The organism is Herbaspirillum sp. B65 (genome assembly GCF_000333555.1).
GTDB classification, from domain to species: domain Bacteria; phylum Pseudomonadota; class Gammaproteobacteria; order Burkholderiales; family Burkholderiaceae_D; genus Herbaspirillum; species Herbaspirillum rubrisubalbicans.
On record NZ_BADI01001157.1, the window covers coordinates 1 to 14,724 of the forward strand.

Sequence of the window (14,724 nt, forward strand, 5' to 3'; positions counted from 1 at the left end):
GCCGACTTCATCCTGGTCGCAGCCAAGACCGTCGGCGCCGATGGCACGCCGGTCGGCATCAACCTGTTCATCGTCGAGCGCGACGTGAAAGGCCTGACGATCGGGCGCGAGGAAGACAAGATGGGCGCGCGAGGCGTGCCGTCCTGCCCCCTGTTCTTCGACGATGCCTTCATTGCTGAGTCCAACCGACTGGGGCCGGAAGGCGGACAGGGTTTCAAGGTCGCGATGGAGGCGCTCAACACCAGCCGTCCGATCGTCGCTGCGCGCGCGGTCGGCATCGCCCAAGGCGCCATCGACCACGCCGTCAAGTTCATCGAAGAACGTGCGGCCTTCGGCCAAACGATCGCCGGGTTCCAGGGTGTGCGCTGGATGATCGCCGACATGGTGGCGCAGACCGAAGCGGCGCGTCAGTTGGTCTACCGTGCCGCTTCGCTGGTGGACAGCGGCGTGACCGGGCGCGCCCTGGCACCGACAGCGGCAATGGCCAAGATGTTTGCCTCCGATGTGGCCATGAAGGTCGCCACCGACGCGGTCCAGCTGTTCGGCGCCGCAGGCATTTCGAACGAATATCCGATTAACCGCTATTTCCGCGATGCCAAGGTCGTCCAGATCATCGAAGGCACCAATCAGATCCAACGCAACATCATCGCCGACAGCGTCCTCGGACGCATCAAGAAGAAATAGCATCCGCGCCAGACAGTTTCCGCCAAATCAGCAAGGAGAATTACATGTCACAACAGCAGGAAGACATCCCGACCGTCGGTCTGGGCATGCATTGGGAAGACCTGCCGGTCGGCCTCAGATTCAAGACCGTCGGTCGTACGGTCACCGAGACCGATGTCGTCAATTTCGTGTCCGTCACCGGCATGTTGGAGGTCCTCTTCACCAACACGGAATTTCTCAAGGAGCAGTCCGCGATCAAGGGTCGGGTGGCGCCGGGCGCTTTGGTCTTCACCTTCATGGAGGGCCTGCTGACCCAGGCGACCATGCAGGGCGTCGGTTTCGCCTTCCTCAACATGGAACTCGACATCAAGGGCCCGACCTTTGTGGGGGACACCCTGCACGTCGAGTGCGAAGTGATCGAAAACCGCCCGAGCAAGAACCGTCCCGGCCTGGCGCTGGTGCGCACCCGCAATCGCGTCATCAAGCAGGACGGCACCGAAGTGATGGTGTACACGCCGCTGCGGCTCGTCAAGGGTCACCACTACAAGGGCTGACCATGAGTACACCACAGCAGGCACTCGCGGCGGCGACCGGCCCGCTGGCCGGATTGCGCGTCATCGATCTGACGATCAATGTGCTCGGTCCGGTCGCCACCCAGATCCTCGGCGACATGGGGGCCGACATCATCAAGGTGGAACCGCCGAACGGCGACCAGAACCGCCAGAACGGCATCGGCGCCAACCCGGGTATGGCGGTGTTTTATACGATCATGAACCGCACAAGCGCAGCGTCGTCCTCGACCTGAAGAATCCTGCTTGCCACGAAGCCCTGATGAAACTGGTCGAGACGGCCGATGTGTTCGTCCACAGTATGCGTCCGAGCGCCGCCGCTCGCCTGGGCATCGGCTACGAGGCGATCAAGGCGCGCAACCCGAAGATCATCTATGCCTGCGCGCCAGGATACAGCCCCAACGGCCCGTACAAGGACCGGCCCGCCTTCGACGACGTGATCCAGGGCGAGAGCGGCCTGGCGGCGATCAACCGCGACAGCCAGGGCACACCGCGCTACTTTCCGACCGTGGTGGTCGACAAGTTCTGCGGCTATGTCCTGGCATCGTCGATCAGCATGGCGCTGCTGCACCGCGAGCGCACCGGCCGCGGCCAGTGCGTGCAGGTGCCGATGTTAGAGACCATGCTCCAGTTCAATCTCTTCGAGCACTTGTGGGAGGGCGCGCTGGGCAGCTCGGCGGGCCGTGGGCTGGGCTACCCGCGCATGTTCTCGCCCTACCGTCGCCCCTATCCCACCCGGGACGGCCATATCTGCCTGCTGGCGGTGAACGACGCCCAGTGGCGCCGCGTGCTCACGGCGATCGGGGAGCCGCAGTTGCTCGACGATCCGCGTTTCTGCCGCATGACCGAGCGGATGCGCAATATCGACCAGTTGTACAGCATCCTGGAAGCGGCGATCGCGACGCGCTCGAGTGCCGAGTGGAGCGAGATCTTCGACGCCGCCGACGTGCCGTATGGTCCGGTGCGTGAACTCGACCAGATGATGTCCGACCCCTACCTGCGCGACACCGGTTTTTTCCAGCGCCACCAGCATCCGACCGAAGGCGAGATGGTCATGACCGCGATTCCGGTGCAGTTTTCCGATTCACCCGGCAACGTGCGCTTGCTACCGCCGACGCTGGGTGAACACAGCCTCGAAGTGTTGGCCGAGGTTGGCTACGACGCTGCCACCGCGGCGCGCCTGTCCGAAACCAGGCCGTAGCACCGGCTGCCCCTTTTTAACTTATTCCAAGGAGATTCACATGAACGGCTTGTTAGAAAAAGTAGTCATCGTCACCGGCGGCGCCGGCGGTATCGGCAGGGAGATCTGCGCGCGCTTCGGCCGCGCCGGCTCGATGGTCGCGATCTTCGACCTCGACCATGAAGCCGCCTCCGCCGTGGCACGCAACATCGTCTCCGAAGGCGGCCGGGCGTCTGCCTATGCGGTCGACATCACCGATCACGAGGCGGTACATGCCGCGGTGGCACGCGTGGAAGAGGAACTGGGACCGATCGATGTCCTGGTCAACAACGCCGGATGGGACAAGGGCGCTTTCTTCCTGCAGACCGACAAGGCGTTCTGGGACAAGGTCGTGGCCATCAACCTGTACGGCCCGCTGAACATGCACCATGCGGTGCTCGCGCGCATGAGCGAACGTGGCCAGGGTCGCGTCGTGAACATCTCGTCCGACGCCGGCCGGGTCGGCTCGTCGATGGAAGCGGTGTATTCGTTCTGCAAGGGCGGCTTGATCGCCTTCTCCAAGACCATGGCGCGCGAGATGGCGCGGCAGCAGATCCCGGTCAACGTGGTTTGCCCGGGTCCCACTGCCACCCCCCTGCTCGACAATCTGGCGCAAGGCGAAAAGGGCGAAAAGATCAAGGCGGCGCTCGGAAAAGCGGTTGCCTTCGGACGTCTCGGGCAGCCGGAAGATGTCGCCGGCATCGTGCTCTTCCTCAGCAGCGACGACGCGGCCTTCATCACCGGCCAGGTCATCAGCGTGTCGGGCGGCCTGACCATGGCCGGCTAACTTTTTCACTCAGGAGCAGACAATGGAATACAGGGATATCCTCTACACCGAGGAGAACGGCACGGCGACCATCACGATCAACCGCCCGAAGGTGTACAACGCCTTCAGTGCCAACACGTGCGAGGAACTGATCCATGCCTTCGGCGTGGCGGGATGGAATAAGCAGATCGGCGTGGTCGTGCTCACCGGCACCGGCGACAAGGCCTTCTGCACCGGCGGCGACCAGTCCGGTGACGGCTACAACGGCCGCGGCACGGTCGGTCTGCCGATCGAAGAACTGCAAAGCATCATCCGCGACATCCCGAAACCGGTCATCGCGCGCGTCAACGGCTACGCCATCGGCGGCGGCAATGTACTCGTCACCCTGTGCGACCTGGCGATCGCCGCGGACACGGCGCAGTTCGGCCAGGTGGGCCCCAAGGTCGGTTCGGTCGACCCGGGCTTCGGTACCGCGCTGCTGGCGCGCATCGTCGGCGAGAAAAAGGCGCGCGAGATCTGGTTCCTGTGCAAGCGCTACACCGCCCAGCAAGCCTTGGACATGGGTCTGATCAACGCTGTCGTCGCGCCCGACCAGCTCGATGCCGAAGTAAAGGCCTGGTGCGACACCATCAACCAGATGAGCCCGACCGCGATCGCGCTGGCGAAACGTTCGTTCAATGTCGACAGTGAGAACATCCGTGGCATCGGCGCCTTTGCCATGCAGGCGCTGGCGATGTACTACGAAACCGACGAATCGAAGGAAGGTGGCAATGCCTTCCGCGAGAAGCGCAAACCGGAGTTCCGCAAATACGTGAAGTGAACCCGGAACGTCTGGCGGCCTCTTTCTTACGGCGGGCCCGGCGCGCAGGAGTGATATCTTTAACGTTATCAGACCTGGAGATAGCCGATGCCCGAGCCGATGCCCGATCAGACTGCGCCGATGGCCGCCTTTGCGGCCCAGTTGAAACAGGCCCGTCAGGCCAAAGGCTGGTCGCAGCGCGCCCTTGCCCGCGCCTGCGGCCTGCATCAGCCACAGGTCGCGCGGGCCGAAGCCGGTCACGACGTCCAGTTGTCCACGCTGGTCGCGCTCGCCTCCGCACTGGGCTGTACGCTGGCCCTCGCTCCTTATCCCACTCTGCCGCAGCCCGCACACACAGCCCTCACCAGCTGCGTAACCGACACCAGTGCGCCGGTAGCGGGCGACCGTATCGATGCCAACCTGGCTAGCTATCAACGCGCATGGCCCAGTATTAATCCACTCGCCTTCGCGCTGGTGGCGCGCATCCTGCGCACCGCCCAGTTCGTCGAACGGGCAGTCGAGGAAGTCGCCGCCAAGCACGGTATCAACGGCGGCGAGCTGATGCTGCTAAGGTATAGGCCGCCAGGAACTGCGGCGGCGCCATGCGCAGCAAGGCCGTCGTGGCCGGTACGATCAGCAGGTCGCACTGGCCGGACTGCACTTCATAGAGCGTGGCCAAGCGTTCGGACACCAGATCCTGGTGCGGCGAGAAGGCATCGTAAGGCAGCGTTTCCCAGTCCGGCAACAGGTGGCAGCGCAGGCGCTCGCCCTGCTTGGGCTGGAACCAGGGTATCTCGGACAACAAGCGCTGGGCATCGGTGGCACCGGCCACCACCACGGCCAACATGCGGCCTTCGGCCTTCAGGGCCAGCGCGGCCTGGGCCAACAGGAAGGCATCGGCAGAACCGTGCACGGCGGGAGGCTGGAAACGCACACCTGCCTTGGGCAGGCTTTTTTTCAGATCGAAAGACATCAGGATCGGGAGGATCGGCTTGGTTTGGGCTTGTCTAGCTTATGTGGGCTTGCCGCAGCTGCGGCGGGCACCTGCGTTGCCGCAAAATGCCGGCCACTTGCAAGGGATTGGCATTAGAATTCAGCCTCTCATTATAAACGATGGCCCTCGCGCAGGCCGCCGCCTGGCGGGCGCGCCGGCCAACTCCATGGCATGAACGCTGCACCATCCGCTTGCTCCCCGCCCCCTTCCCCGCCTGTTTCGCCGGCGCGCCACCTGGCGCTCATCCCCGCGGCCGGCGTGGGTGCCCGCATGGGGGGCCAGATCCCCAAGCAATATATGATGCTGGCCGGCCAGCCCATGCTGCAGCACGCACTGCAAACGTTTGCGACCCATGCTCGCATCGCCCATACCTTCGTGGTGGTCAGTGCCGAGGATGGCTGGATCGATACGCTGATGACGCCAGCGCTGCAAGCACGGGTGAGCATCTTGCGGGTCGGCGGCCCAACCCGCCAGGACAGCGTCTTCAATGGCTTGAAGGCCATGCGTGCCGAGGCCGGCGATGCCGATTGGGTACTGGTGCACGATGCCGCGCGTCCGGGACTGGATGCGGCCCTGATCGACCGTCTGCTGGATGCACTGGAGGGGGATGAGGTGGGCGGCCTGCTGGCCCTGCCGGTGGTCGACACCCTCAAGCGCAGCGATGCGCAATGCCCCGCCCGCTCGCTGGAAACGGTGCCGCGGGCCGGTCTGTGGGCAGCGCAGACGCCGCAGATGTTCCCTTATGCGCTGCTGCAACGCGCCCTGCACCAGGCCCAGCAGCAAGGCCGGCTGGGCGAGATCACCGACGACGCCAGCGCCATCGAAATGCTGGGCCTGCGCCCACGCCTGGTCGAAGGCAGCCCTCGCAATCTCAAGGTCACGCTGGCGCAGGACGCCGCGCTGGCCGAATTCTTCCTGAAAGGTCCACACGCATGAACCACCCCTTCCCTTTCCGTATCGGCCAGGGTTATGACTGTCACGCCCTGGTGGAAGGCCGTCCGCTGATCCTGGGTGGCGTCACCATCCCCCACCAGAAGGGCCTGCTGGGGCATTCGGACGCCGACGCCCTGCTGCACGCCATCACCGATGCGCTCTTTGGCGCGGCCGCGCTGGGCGATATTGGTCGTCATTTCCCCGATACCGACCCGCAATTCAAGGGTTCCGATTCCCGCGTACTGCTGCGCGAAGCCGCCAAGCGCCTGGCCGCAGCCGGCTATACGGTGGGCAACGTGGACGCCACCATCATCGCTCAAGCCCCCAAGATGGCGCCCCATATTCCGGCCATGGTGTCCCACGTCGCCGCCGACCTGGGGATTTCTGAAGGGCAAGTCAATATCAAGGCGAAAACCAACGAGAAAATGGGCTTTTTGGGTCGTGAAGAAGGGATTGCCACCGAAGCGGTTGTGCTGATCCACCGCCAAAACGGCTGAAAACGCGTGTAGGAAACCGCCGGACAGGCTTGCGTAGGACCCTTACCGACAGCCCAAAACCCGCACCAGACAAGGGATTGCGGGCCGTGGGACGCACCATTTTCCAGCATGTATGGAAATTTAAAGCACCGGAAAAAACATTTAAAACTTTAATTGGACTTTCGTACCGAAATGGCTTGCGTTCTCGATTTAATGAGTATAATCGTCGGGTCGTTAGGATTCGAGCTGGTAGTGCGGTTCTTCGCTGTCATTCCTCCCGAGTAACGATAAAGAGCGGGGCGCAAGCCCCAATCAATTAATTTAGGAGTCCGTAATGGCAACTGGTACCGTCAAGTGGTTCAACGATGCAAAGGGTTTTGGTTTCATCACCCCCGATGAAGGCGGCGAAGATCTGTTCGCTCACTTCTCGGCTATTCAATCGAATGGTTTCAAGTCGCTGAAGGAAAACCAACGCGTTTCCTTCGAAGTGACCACCGGCCCGAAGGGCAAGCAAGCTTCGAACATCGTTCCGGCTGCTTAAGCTTTTCTAGCTGAAAAAATCCCCGACTTGTCGGGGATTTTTTTCGTCTGCTGCTTTTGCACAGTGCTGCACAGTGCAGAAATGAATAAAAAAATCCCCACCCTCTTGCGAGTGGCGGGGATTTTCATTTCTGCCCAAGCCGATCTGAATCAGATTTCTTCGTACAGCGGCAGCGTCAGGAATTCGGCGAAGGTCTCCGAAGTGGACATTTCTTCAAAGATCTTGGCCGCGCGGTCATAAGTGGGGCCCTCACCTGCCACTTGCTTCACCTTGGCCAGTTCTTCCGGAATCATCGCGCGCACCATGTCGGCAGTGACCTTGCGGCCATCTTCCAGGTTACCCTTGGCGCTGCGGATCCATTGCCACACCTGGGCACGGCTGATTTCGGCGGTGGCCGCATCTTCCATCAGGTTGTGGATGGGCACGCAGCCATTGCCGGCCAGCCAGGCGCCCAGGTAGTGAATGCCGACGTTGATGTTGTAGCGCAGGCCGGCTTCGGTGATCGGGGTTTCCGGCTGGAAGTTCAGCAGGTCGGCGGCCTTCACGTCGACGTCCGGACGCTGCTTCTCGAACTGGTTGGGCTTGTCGCCCAGCACGGCCACGAATTCCTTCATGGACGCCTCGACCAGACCCGGGTGGGCGACCCAGCCACCATCGTAGCCATCGGTGGCGTCGCGGCGCTTGTCGTTGATGATGCCTTGCATGGCGATGGCGTTCTTTTCCGGATCGTTCTTGATCGGGATCAGCGCGCTCATGCCGCCGATGGCCGGGGCACCGCGCTTGTGGCAGGTCTTCAGCAGCAGCAAGGCATAGGCGCGCATGAAGGGCGCGGTCATGGTGACCTTGGCGCGGTCGGCCAGGCAGAAGTCCTTGTCGTTCTTGAACTTCTTGATGCAAGAGAAGATGTAATCCCAACGACCGGCGTTCAGGCCGGCGCTATGCTCGCGCAGTTCGTACAGGATTTCTTCCATCTCGAAAGCGGCGGTGATGGTTTCGATCAGCACGGTGGCCTTGATGGTGCCTTGCGGCAGGCCGATCTCGTTCTGGGCCATCACGAAGATGTCGTTCCACAGGCGGGCTTCCAGGTGCGATTCCATCTTGGGCAGATAGAAATACGGACCGGCGCCGCGCGCCAGCTGTTCCTTGGCGTTGTGGAACAGGAACAGGGCGAAGTCGAAGATGCCGCCGGAGATGCGCTTGCCGTCCAGAGTGACGTGCTTTTCATCCAGGTGCCAGCCGCGCGGACGCACCACCAGGGTGGCGATCTTGTCGTTGAGCTTGTAGCTCTTGCCGTTGGACTCCAGCGAAATGGTGCGGCGGATGGCGTCATACAGGTTGATCTGGCCGCTGATCTGGTTATCCCAGACCGGCGAGTTGGAATCCTCGAAGTCGGTCATGTAGCTGTCAGCGCCCGAGTTGAAGGCGTTGATGACCATCTTGCGCTCGACCGGGCCGGTGATTTCCACGCGGCGGCACTTCAGCGCTTCGGGGATGGGAGCGATCTTCCAGTCGCCGCTGCGGATGGATTCGGTTTCCTTCAGGAAGTCGGGGCGCTCGCCGGCGTCCAGGCGCTTGACGCGCTCGGCGCGGGCGGCCAGCAGTTCCTGGCGGCGGCCTTCGAAGGCGCGCGAGAGCTTGGCGACCAGCGACAGGGCTTCAAAGGTCAGGACATTCTCGTAACCCGGCTTGATCTCGCCGGAGATTTCCATGCCGGTGGGCAGCTTCAATTGCGTCATGCTGGACTCCTCAAAAAGAAAAATGGACTGGGTGATCTTGTTTTCATCATTGTGCCTCAGACGATGCAGCTTTTTGCATCGCATCAGACACTTTATGTACGCAGTATATTTAAACTAAATCGATATGAGTGAAAGCTTTTATCAATTTATCTTTGCGTTTTAGTCACAAGTGAGCGGATAATGCCCGGATCGCGCCCAACCACAGCCGGCGCGGCTTTGCCGCCCATTCCGGGCTTTCGAAGGGGACCGTATGGACCAGTTCAAGCAGATTTCGACCTTTGCCGAGGTAGCGGCCCGTGGCAGCCTGTCCGCAGCGGCCCGCGCCGAGGGCATCGCCCCGGCCATGATCGGTCGGCGGCTGGATGCCCTGGAGGAGCGGCTGGGCGTGAAGCTGTTGCAGCGGACCACGCGCAAGATCGTGCTGACCAACGAAGGCGCAGCCTTCCTGGAAGACTGCCAGCGCATCCTGGCTGACCTGGAAGATGCCGAGTCCGCCGTCTCCGAACGCAGCGCCCGCGCCAGCGGCCAGTTGCTGATCTCGGCCCCGGCCGGCTTCGGTCGTCATCACGTGGCGCCGCTGCTGCCCTCCTTCCTGGCCGAGCACCGCGACGTCACCCTCACGCTGAACCTGAACGATCGCATTGCCGACGTCATCGGCGAAGGCATCGACGTGGCCATCCGCATCGCCACCCTGACCGACTCCAACCTGGTGAGCGTGAAGCTGGCCGAGAATCATCGCGTCATCGTCGCTGCGCCCTCCTACCTGCGCCGCCACGGCACGCCGCAAACGCCCGATGAGCTGGTGCGCCACAACTGCCTGGCCATGAGCAGCGAAGGTAGCCAGCGCGGCTGGACCTTGAAGCAATCCGGCAAGGTGAGCGTCTACAAGGTCGGCGGCAACATGGTCTGCAATGATGGCGAAGTACTTCACAACTGGGCGCTGGCCGGGCGCGGCCTGGCCTGGCGGTCGATGTGGGAAGTCGGCGCGGCCATCGAGGCCGGCGAACTGGTGACGGTGCTGGACAAGTTTGCCGCCCCGGCGCCGTCCATCTATGCGGTGTTTGCGCAGCGCCGCCACTTGCCTTTACGCATCCGGGCTTTCGTAGATTTTTTGCGCCACGCCTATGCCCAGCCGGATTACTGGAAGCAGCGTCTCTGAGCTTTGCCGGCTCACTTGTGTCCCGCGCTGCCACCCCAGGTGCTGCCGGATGACGCGGAGTAGCCGTCGTCCTCTTCCTGAATCATCTGATAGAACAGAGCCACTCCCATGACGATGAACGCATAGAGGACGTATCCTCCCAGCATGGAGTGGCCCTGCTCTTTGTCAGCCATTTTCTCCAGCAAGCGTGCAGGCAGATACACCCCGGCCAAGGTCAGGAGGAACACCCAGGTCTGGCCCATGTGCCAGGCGAAACCGCTAATGCAGAAGAAGATCAGGGTCATGACCAAATAGCACACGACCACCATATGCGCCCATCCCATCGGGCCCAAGTCGAGGTCTTCGCTCGAGGGGGATGTTGCCGGGCCGTCCGCAGGGACTTGCGCTTGCTTTGCGGCGGGTTCAGGCAGACTGATCAGCGCCTCCAGCGCCACCCGTTTCCCCAGATAGGGAACGGGCGTATTGCCACCCGAATAGTCCAGCATCAGCACGCCATCGCCCGCTTCCAGATCGACCATGCGCGCACGCTGCCGCGCAGCCTGGGGCATGGCCCATTCACCCTCGCCACCGCTGGAACGGACATCGCGCACGCCGCTGACCACCCAGGTTCTGTCGAACAGCTTCAACCGCAGGCGCGGCTTGAGTTGCTCGAAGCGTGGCAAGGCTTGCCCAAGCTGCTCCCGGGAGACGATGGCGTAGTGTCCTTCGGCTTCCAGCAAGCGCCATTCCAGCAGGTCGTCCCGCATCAGCAACCACCACTGGTTCCAGACACGCTGCCCCGCTCGCCATTGGCGTTGCCCCACCACGCTAAAGGCGCGGCCTTCGAAGTAGCCGGTACGGCCCATCAGCCGTGGACCGGCGCCTTTTGCCAAAGCGGCCATCTTGGGGCAGCCACGAGAATTCTGCTTGCGCCTGTCGACCACGGTGCGGCAATAAGCACACACGGCCATGGTCGAGGCAAGACTATGGAATTTGACGGACTTGCAGCAGGACGGGCAGGTGACAATCCACATGATGCACGCTGGAAAGAGAGAAAAGCGCGCATCTTAAGACAAAGAAAATGGCCTGACTAACGAAATTCTGGCGTTGTCGATCGCTGTTGAAAGCCCGTTCAATCTGGCTTACAGAGTGATGCCTAGCATCCTGTGCAACTCGCTGCCAGGCGATTCGGTAGGAGCCGCACCTGGCGCTCGATCAATTGACGATGCACCTGCGCCGGTTGCAGCCCGGCCACGATGGTCTGTAGCGCATGTTCCACCTGCAGCGCCCCGCACAGGAAGATATCGAGCGCGGCAAACTGCGCTTCCGGCCAGGTATGAATGGAAAGGTGGGATTCGGCCAGCAAGAGCACGCCGGTCACGCCCAGGTGCGGACCGAAGTGATGAAAATGTCCCTGCAGCACGGTCGCCCCTGCACTGGCAGCGGCCTGGCGCAGCAGGGATTCGATGGTGAGAGGATCGCTCAGGCGCTCGGGGGCAATCCCATCCAGATCCGCCAGCAGATGCTGGCCGCGTGCAGGAAAAACCGTCACGCTCACTTGTGGCCTCCACCGCCACCCCACGAGCCACCGGAACGGGTGGACGACCAACTGCTGCCGGAAGACGAGCGAGTGCCGGAAAAATCAGTCGTAGTCCAGTTGTACAGCGTGGAGATCGCAATGAGAAACAAGGCGTAAAGCACGAACACGACTTTCATGGGGCATTGATCCTATCGAGCAAGCGTGCCGTGACATAGATGAGACCCAGGGTGATCAGCGCATTCCAATAATGACCGCCCGCGAAAACCGGAATGCAGTTCAGGAACAGATAGATCAGCGCCATCACATGGGCCAGGGTCGTCAAGGTGACACCTTGCGGCCCACGGCCAGCCTGCTCGGTCTCTTCCTTGCCCACTTCCTTGCCCAGCCAGGCTTTGAGCTGGTCAGGGGCGACCGGCTTGCCTTCGGACCAGGTGGCTTCCTCTGCCGTTAGCTCCAGCGTCAGCGTCCTGGCCCCCTTGCCGTATTGGACCACGCGCATGACATCGCCCACGGACACCTTCCAGTTGAAAGCGCCCACCGCATACGTCACCCTGGCCTTGACCTCGTATTGCCAGGGCAGGCGTAACCGGCCCAGCGTGACGTGATCCTGGCCGAAAGTATCTGGCCAAGTCCGGGCCACCACGGCCGTGCTCCAGCCGTCGTCGGCTTCGACCAGCCAGAGGAAGCCGCGACGTTCGTTGTGTAGCAGATACTCGGTCCACTGCTCTTGGCCGTCGGTGCGGCGCATCGCGCCGATCACTTCGAACCTGGCGCCGGAAATGGTCGCCCGCGCCCCCAGTTCCAGCGTGAACACAGCCTGCTTGATCTTGTTCTGCGCGGCGACCACCTCGGCCCTAACGCCGATCAGTTCGATCTGGCTGTGACAGGACTGGCACACCAGATGCTCGGTCTGGCGGGGCAGGAAGCGAATAGCTGCGCCGCATGACGGGCAGGTCATCGAACCCAGTTTGCCTTGATAGCGATAACTGCGGGCGCGCACGGTCTCGTCATCGCGCAAAAATTCACATTTGAGGGATTCCAGCGTGACGCTCTTGCCCTGATACAGGACCGGGGCCGGACCATCGGAGAAGTCCAGGGTGACGAAACTGTCGCCAGCGTGCAAGTCCACCACCCGGGCTTGCCAGCCCATGCGCAACGCCAGCGGCAACTCGCCCTGGCCACCGGTACACTGGGCAGTGCGCACATCGCCCACGCTATGCGCAACACCGGCAATCTCCACGCGGGTGAGCGGCTTGAGCTCATCGAAGCCGGGCCATGCGTGGGATGAAGGCTCCGGTGGCACACGGCGGGTCACGGTATAGAGCCCGGAGGCATCGGAGAGCCACCACTCCTGCTGGCCATCGCCGACCTGCATGACCCATTCGTTCCACAAACCGCCCTCGTACTTCAACTGGATGCGGCCTACTACGGTGAAGGGCTGCCCGTCGAGCACCCCGCTGGTACCGATCTGGATGGGCGAATAATCGTCCAGCACTTGCGAGATCTTGCCGATCTCGTGCAGCGCCACGCCGTCCTTGTAGACAGTGCTGCGGCAATAGCCACACACCGCCATGACCGAGGCCAGCGACTTGAATTCGGTGGACGCCCCGCAATTGGGGCAGCTTGCTGTCTGCATGAGTAAGTGAAAGAAGCCCCCTAGGGCGCGTATCCGCCTGCGTGGCGCAAGTGGTGCAAGTGGTGCAAAGACGATGCCGGCAGGTGGCCGGCTCGCCTCAGCCGACCAGTTTTTTCAATACTTCGGCCTTGGCCGCATCGTAGTCGGCGGCGCTGATCAAGCCTTGATCCAGCAATTGCTTCAACTGCCCGAGCCGCTCGGCGGCGCTGGGCGAGGCCGCTGCCGCTGCCGATGCGGGGCTCTGGGCCGGCGCATGACTGCTACCCAAGGCATCGGCCATCACCTGCCCCATCGACACCCCGGTGGCCAATCCGGCGCCTATACCAGCCAGCCCGCCTTCGTTGCCGGCGGCAATCGGAATGGCCTCGGCTGCCTGCACACGGGCATAGCCAGCGGCCTTGGCAGCGTCCAGACCGCCCTTCATGCCAGCCGCAATGCGTTCATCCAGCGCCACTTGCAGATCATCCGGCAGATTGAAGCTGGCGATGTTGAACTGGTCCAGGGTCAGGCCGTATTGCGCAAAACTGAGCGCCATCGCATCGCGCACGGTGTTGGCCATCAGGGTCTGGTTGGTCGCCAGGTCGAGGAAGGCGCTTTGCGCATTGCCCAGGGAATTGGCCAGCGTGGACAGCAGGATGCCCTGCAACTGGTCTTCAAACTCCTCGCGGGTATAGACCTCGCGGGTGCCGCTGATGCGTGAGAAGAACACGCGCGGATCCGAGAGCGCATAGGAATACATGCCGAAGGCACGCACCCGGATCATGTCGAAATCCTTGTCGCGGATCGTGATCGGTTGCGGGGTTCCCCACTTGCGCCCGCTCTGCAGACGGGTACTGAAGAAATAGACATCCGACTTGAACGGCGACTCGAACAGTTTGTCCCAGTTCTTCAGGTTGGTCAGCACCGGCAGCGTGCGGGTGGTGAGGGTGTAATTGCCGGGTGTGAAGATATCGGCCACCTGGCCTTCGTTGACGAACACGGCCAGTTGCGATGGACGCACCGTCAAGGTGGGCGCCATTCTGGATTTCAAATTCCTGCATCGGATAGCGCCAGGCCAGCACGCCTTCCTGATCTTCATTCCATTGCAGGACATCGATGAATTGCTTCTTGATGAAGGATCCGAGATTCATGCAGCGCTCCAGGGGTCAAGGATGACGGTATCAGGAAATACAGGCGGCATTGATGGCGCCGATGCACAGCGAGATCGTGCCCATCAGGCCGCCAAAGGCGACGTTGTCGGTTTCGATGTGCTCGCGCGAGATGCTAAGACCGCGCGTGGTCACCAGATAGGCCAGCAGTTGCACCACCAGTGCGCCTGCGGCCCAGGCGAAGAATTCCTGGTAGCTGTTGGTATGCAGGATGGACGAAGCAATGGTCAGCGAGAAGCCCCCCATGGCACCCCCCAGCGACATTGCCGCGGCGCGATTGCCTTGGCGGATCAGCAAGACTTCGTCATAAGGAGTGACCCAGGTGTATACCTTGAAAAAGACCGCCAATAGAATAGCGGCCCAACAGAGATGAACCCACGTATTGAGGATGGCAGGCAACTCTGATCTCGCAGGTGGTGAGTCAAGACCCGCATATTAAGCCAAATAAAATACATGATCAACAGAATCCTGGTGTTGTCGATTTTCGTGGTCGCTCCTGCGGCCCTGGCTATGAATTGATTGCTGGCGCACTGTCGAGCTATCTGCTGGGCGATTCGGTGCTGCAG

At 62.0% G+C, this 14,724-nt stretch carries 14 protein-coding genes and 4 pseudogenes; 10 read left to right on the plus strand and 8 right to left on the minus strand.

The annotated features are described in order from the left end of the window. The 6 genes and pseudogenes from I5W_RS27760 to I5W_RS33925 all read left to right on the plus strand — a co-directional run. The coding region (locus I5W_RS27760; RefSeq protein WP_044531688.1) for an acyl-CoA dehydrogenase family protein at window positions 1-684 on the plus strand (684 nt) is incomplete at its 5' end. Between the two features lie 44 nt (window positions 685-728). Beyond that, window positions 729-1,217, plus strand: a complete 489-nt coding sequence (locus tag I5W_RS27765; protein ID WP_017450444.1) for a MaoC family dehydratase — start codon at window positions 729-731, stop codon at window positions 1,215-1,217. Window positions 1,218-1,219: 2 nt separating this feature from the next. Then, window positions 1,220-2,433, plus strand: a pseudogene (locus tag I5W_RS27770) (CaiB/BaiF CoA transferase family protein). A gap of 40 nt (window positions 2,434-2,473) precedes the next feature. Then, window positions 2,474-3,238: a glucose 1-dehydrogenase gene (locus I5W_RS27775; RefSeq protein WP_044531689.1), complete on the plus strand. Its 765-nt coding sequence runs from the start codon at window positions 2,474-2,476 to the stop codon at window positions 3,236-3,238. Window positions 3,239-3,260: 22 nt separating this feature from the next. Then, window positions 3,261-4,037: an enoyl-CoA hydratase-related protein gene (locus I5W_RS27780; protein WP_017450441.1), complete on the plus strand. Its 777-nt coding sequence runs from the start codon at window positions 3,261-3,263 to the stop codon at window positions 4,035-4,037. 120 nt (window positions 4,038-4,157) lie between these two features. Then, window positions 4,158-4,325: pseudogene (locus I5W_RS33925) on the plus strand (helix-turn-helix domain-containing protein); the annotation flags it as partial. A gap of 262 nt (window positions 4,326-4,587) precedes the next feature. On the opposite strand, the pseudogene I5W_RS29185 reads toward I5W_RS33925, so the two are convergent. Next, a pseudogene (locus I5W_RS29185) lies at window positions 4,588-4,989 on the minus strand (transcription-repair coupling factor); the annotation flags it as partial. A gap of 192 nt (window positions 4,990-5,181) precedes the next feature. Between I5W_RS29185 and ispD the strand changes: the two are divergent. From ispD to I5W_RS27800, 3 genes are all read left to right on the plus strand, one after another. Further along, window positions 5,182-5,946, plus strand: a complete 765-nt coding sequence (gene ispD / locus I5W_RS27790) for a 2-C-methyl-D-erythritol 4-phosphate cytidylyltransferase (RefSeq protein ID WP_044531690.1) — start codon at window positions 5,182-5,184, stop codon at window positions 5,944-5,946. Continuing rightward, window positions 5,943-6,440, plus strand: coding sequence for a 2-C-methyl-D-erythritol 2,4-cyclodiphosphate synthase (gene ispF / locus I5W_RS27795; protein ID WP_044531691.1), 498 nt, complete (start codon window positions 5,943-5,945; stop codon window positions 6,438-6,440). Before ispD ends, ispF begins: the two co-directional genes overlap by 4 nt. Window positions 6,441-6,753: 313 nt before the next feature. After that, the gene (locus tag I5W_RS27800; RefSeq protein WP_006464465.1) at window positions 6,754-6,960 is read left to right on the plus strand and encodes a cold-shock protein; all 207 of its coding nucleotides are present in this window, start codon (window positions 6,754-6,756) and stop codon (window positions 6,958-6,960) included. Between the two features lie 149 nt (window positions 6,961-7,109). Here the strand turns inward: I5W_RS27800 and aceB are convergent, their stop codons facing one another. Next, the gene (aceB, locus tag I5W_RS27805) at window positions 7,110-8,696 is read right to left on the minus strand and encodes a malate synthase A (RefSeq protein ID WP_044531692.1); all 1,587 of its coding nucleotides are present in this window, start codon (window positions 8,694-8,696) and stop codon (window positions 7,110-7,112) included. Window positions 8,697-8,946: 250 nt separating this feature from the next. On the opposite strand from aceB, the gene I5W_RS27810 reads away from it, so the two are divergent. Then, window positions 8,947-9,855: a LysR family transcriptional regulator gene (locus I5W_RS27810; protein ID WP_017451736.1), complete on the plus strand. Its 909-nt coding sequence runs from the start codon at window positions 8,947-8,949 to the stop codon at window positions 9,853-9,855. Window positions 9,856-9,866: 11 nt separating this feature from the next. Here the strand turns inward: I5W_RS27810 and I5W_RS27815 are convergent, their stop codons facing one another. From I5W_RS27815 to I5W_RS27835, 6 genes and pseudogenes are all read right to left on the minus strand, one after another. Then, window positions 9,867-10,868 carry a hypothetical protein gene (locus I5W_RS27815; protein ID WP_252717257.1) on the minus strand — a complete coding sequence of 334 codons (1,002 nt, stop codon included), beginning with the start codon at window positions 10,866-10,868 and terminating at the stop codon, window positions 9,867-9,869. 122 nt (window positions 10,869-10,990) lie between these two features. Continuing rightward, the gene (gene speD, locus I5W_RS27820; protein WP_044531693.1) at window positions 10,991-11,392 is read right to left on the minus strand and encodes an adenosylmethionine decarboxylase; all 402 of its coding nucleotides are present in this window, start codon (window positions 11,390-11,392) and stop codon (window positions 10,991-10,993) included. Next, the gene (locus I5W_RS32295; protein ID WP_159106164.1) at window positions 11,389-11,550 is read right to left on the minus strand and encodes a hypothetical protein; all 162 of its coding nucleotides are present in this window, start codon (window positions 11,548-11,550) and stop codon (window positions 11,389-11,391) included. Before I5W_RS32295 ends, speD begins: the two co-directional genes overlap by 4 nt. Further along, the gene (locus I5W_RS27825; protein ID WP_044531694.1) at window positions 11,547-13,010 is read right to left on the minus strand and encodes a DUF4178 domain-containing protein; all 1,464 of its coding nucleotides are present in this window, start codon (window positions 13,008-13,010) and stop codon (window positions 11,547-11,549) included. The genes I5W_RS32295 and I5W_RS27825 overlap by 4 nt, the downstream gene beginning before the upstream one ends. Before the next feature lie 97 nt (window positions 13,011-13,107). After that, window positions 13,108-14,140: pseudogene (locus I5W_RS27830) on the minus strand (SPFH domain-containing protein). 30 nt (window positions 14,141-14,170) lie between these two features. After that, a complete protein-coding gene (locus I5W_RS27835; protein WP_044531695.1) occupies window positions 14,171-14,557 on the minus strand; it encodes a DUF350 domain-containing protein in 387 nt (128 codons plus the stop codon). Window positions 14,558-14,724: the final 167 nt, after the last annotated feature.

Excerpts from the sequence above, each read along its gene's own strand:
- I5W_RS27765 (WP_017450444.1), top strand. The coding sequence starts at position 729 with ATGTCACAACAGCAGGAAGACATCCCGACCGTCGGTCTGGGCATGCAT.
- I5W_RS27775 (WP_044531689.1), top strand. The coding sequence starts at position 2,474 with ATGAACGGCTTGTTAGAAAAAGTAGTCATCGTCACCGGCGGCGCCGGC.
- I5W_RS27780 (WP_017450441.1), top strand. The coding sequence starts at position 3,261 with ATGGAATACAGGGATATCCTCTACACCGAGGAGAACGGCACGGCGACC.
- ispD (WP_044531690.1), top strand. The coding sequence starts at position 5,182 with ATGAACGCTGCACCATCCGCTTGCTCCCCGCCCCCTTCCCCGCCTGTT.
- ispF (WP_044531691.1), top strand. The coding sequence starts at position 5,943 with ATGAACCACCCCTTCCCTTTCCGTATCGGCCAGGGTTATGACTGTCAC.
- I5W_RS27800 (WP_006464465.1), top strand. The coding sequence starts at position 6,754 with ATGGCAACTGGTACCGTCAAGTGGTTCAACGATGCAAAGGGTTTTGGT.
- aceB (WP_044531692.1), bottom strand. The coding sequence starts at position 8,696 with ATGACGCAATTGAAGCTGCCCACCGGCATGGAAATCTCCGGCGAGATC.
- I5W_RS27810 (WP_017451736.1), top strand. The coding sequence starts at position 8,947 with ATGGACCAGTTCAAGCAGATTTCGACCTTTGCCGAGGTAGCGGCCCGT.
- I5W_RS27815 (WP_252717257.1), bottom strand. The coding sequence starts at position 10,868 with ATGTGGATTGTCACCTGCCCGTCCTGCTGCAAGTCCGTCAAATTCCAT.
- I5W_RS32295 (WP_159106164.1), bottom strand. The coding sequence starts at position 11,550 with ATGAAAGTCGTGTTCGTGCTTTACGCCTTGTTTCTCATTGCGATCTCC.
- I5W_RS27825 (WP_044531694.1), bottom strand. The coding sequence starts at position 13,010 with ATGCAGACAGCAAGCTGCCCCAATTGCGGGGCGTCCACCGAATTCAAG.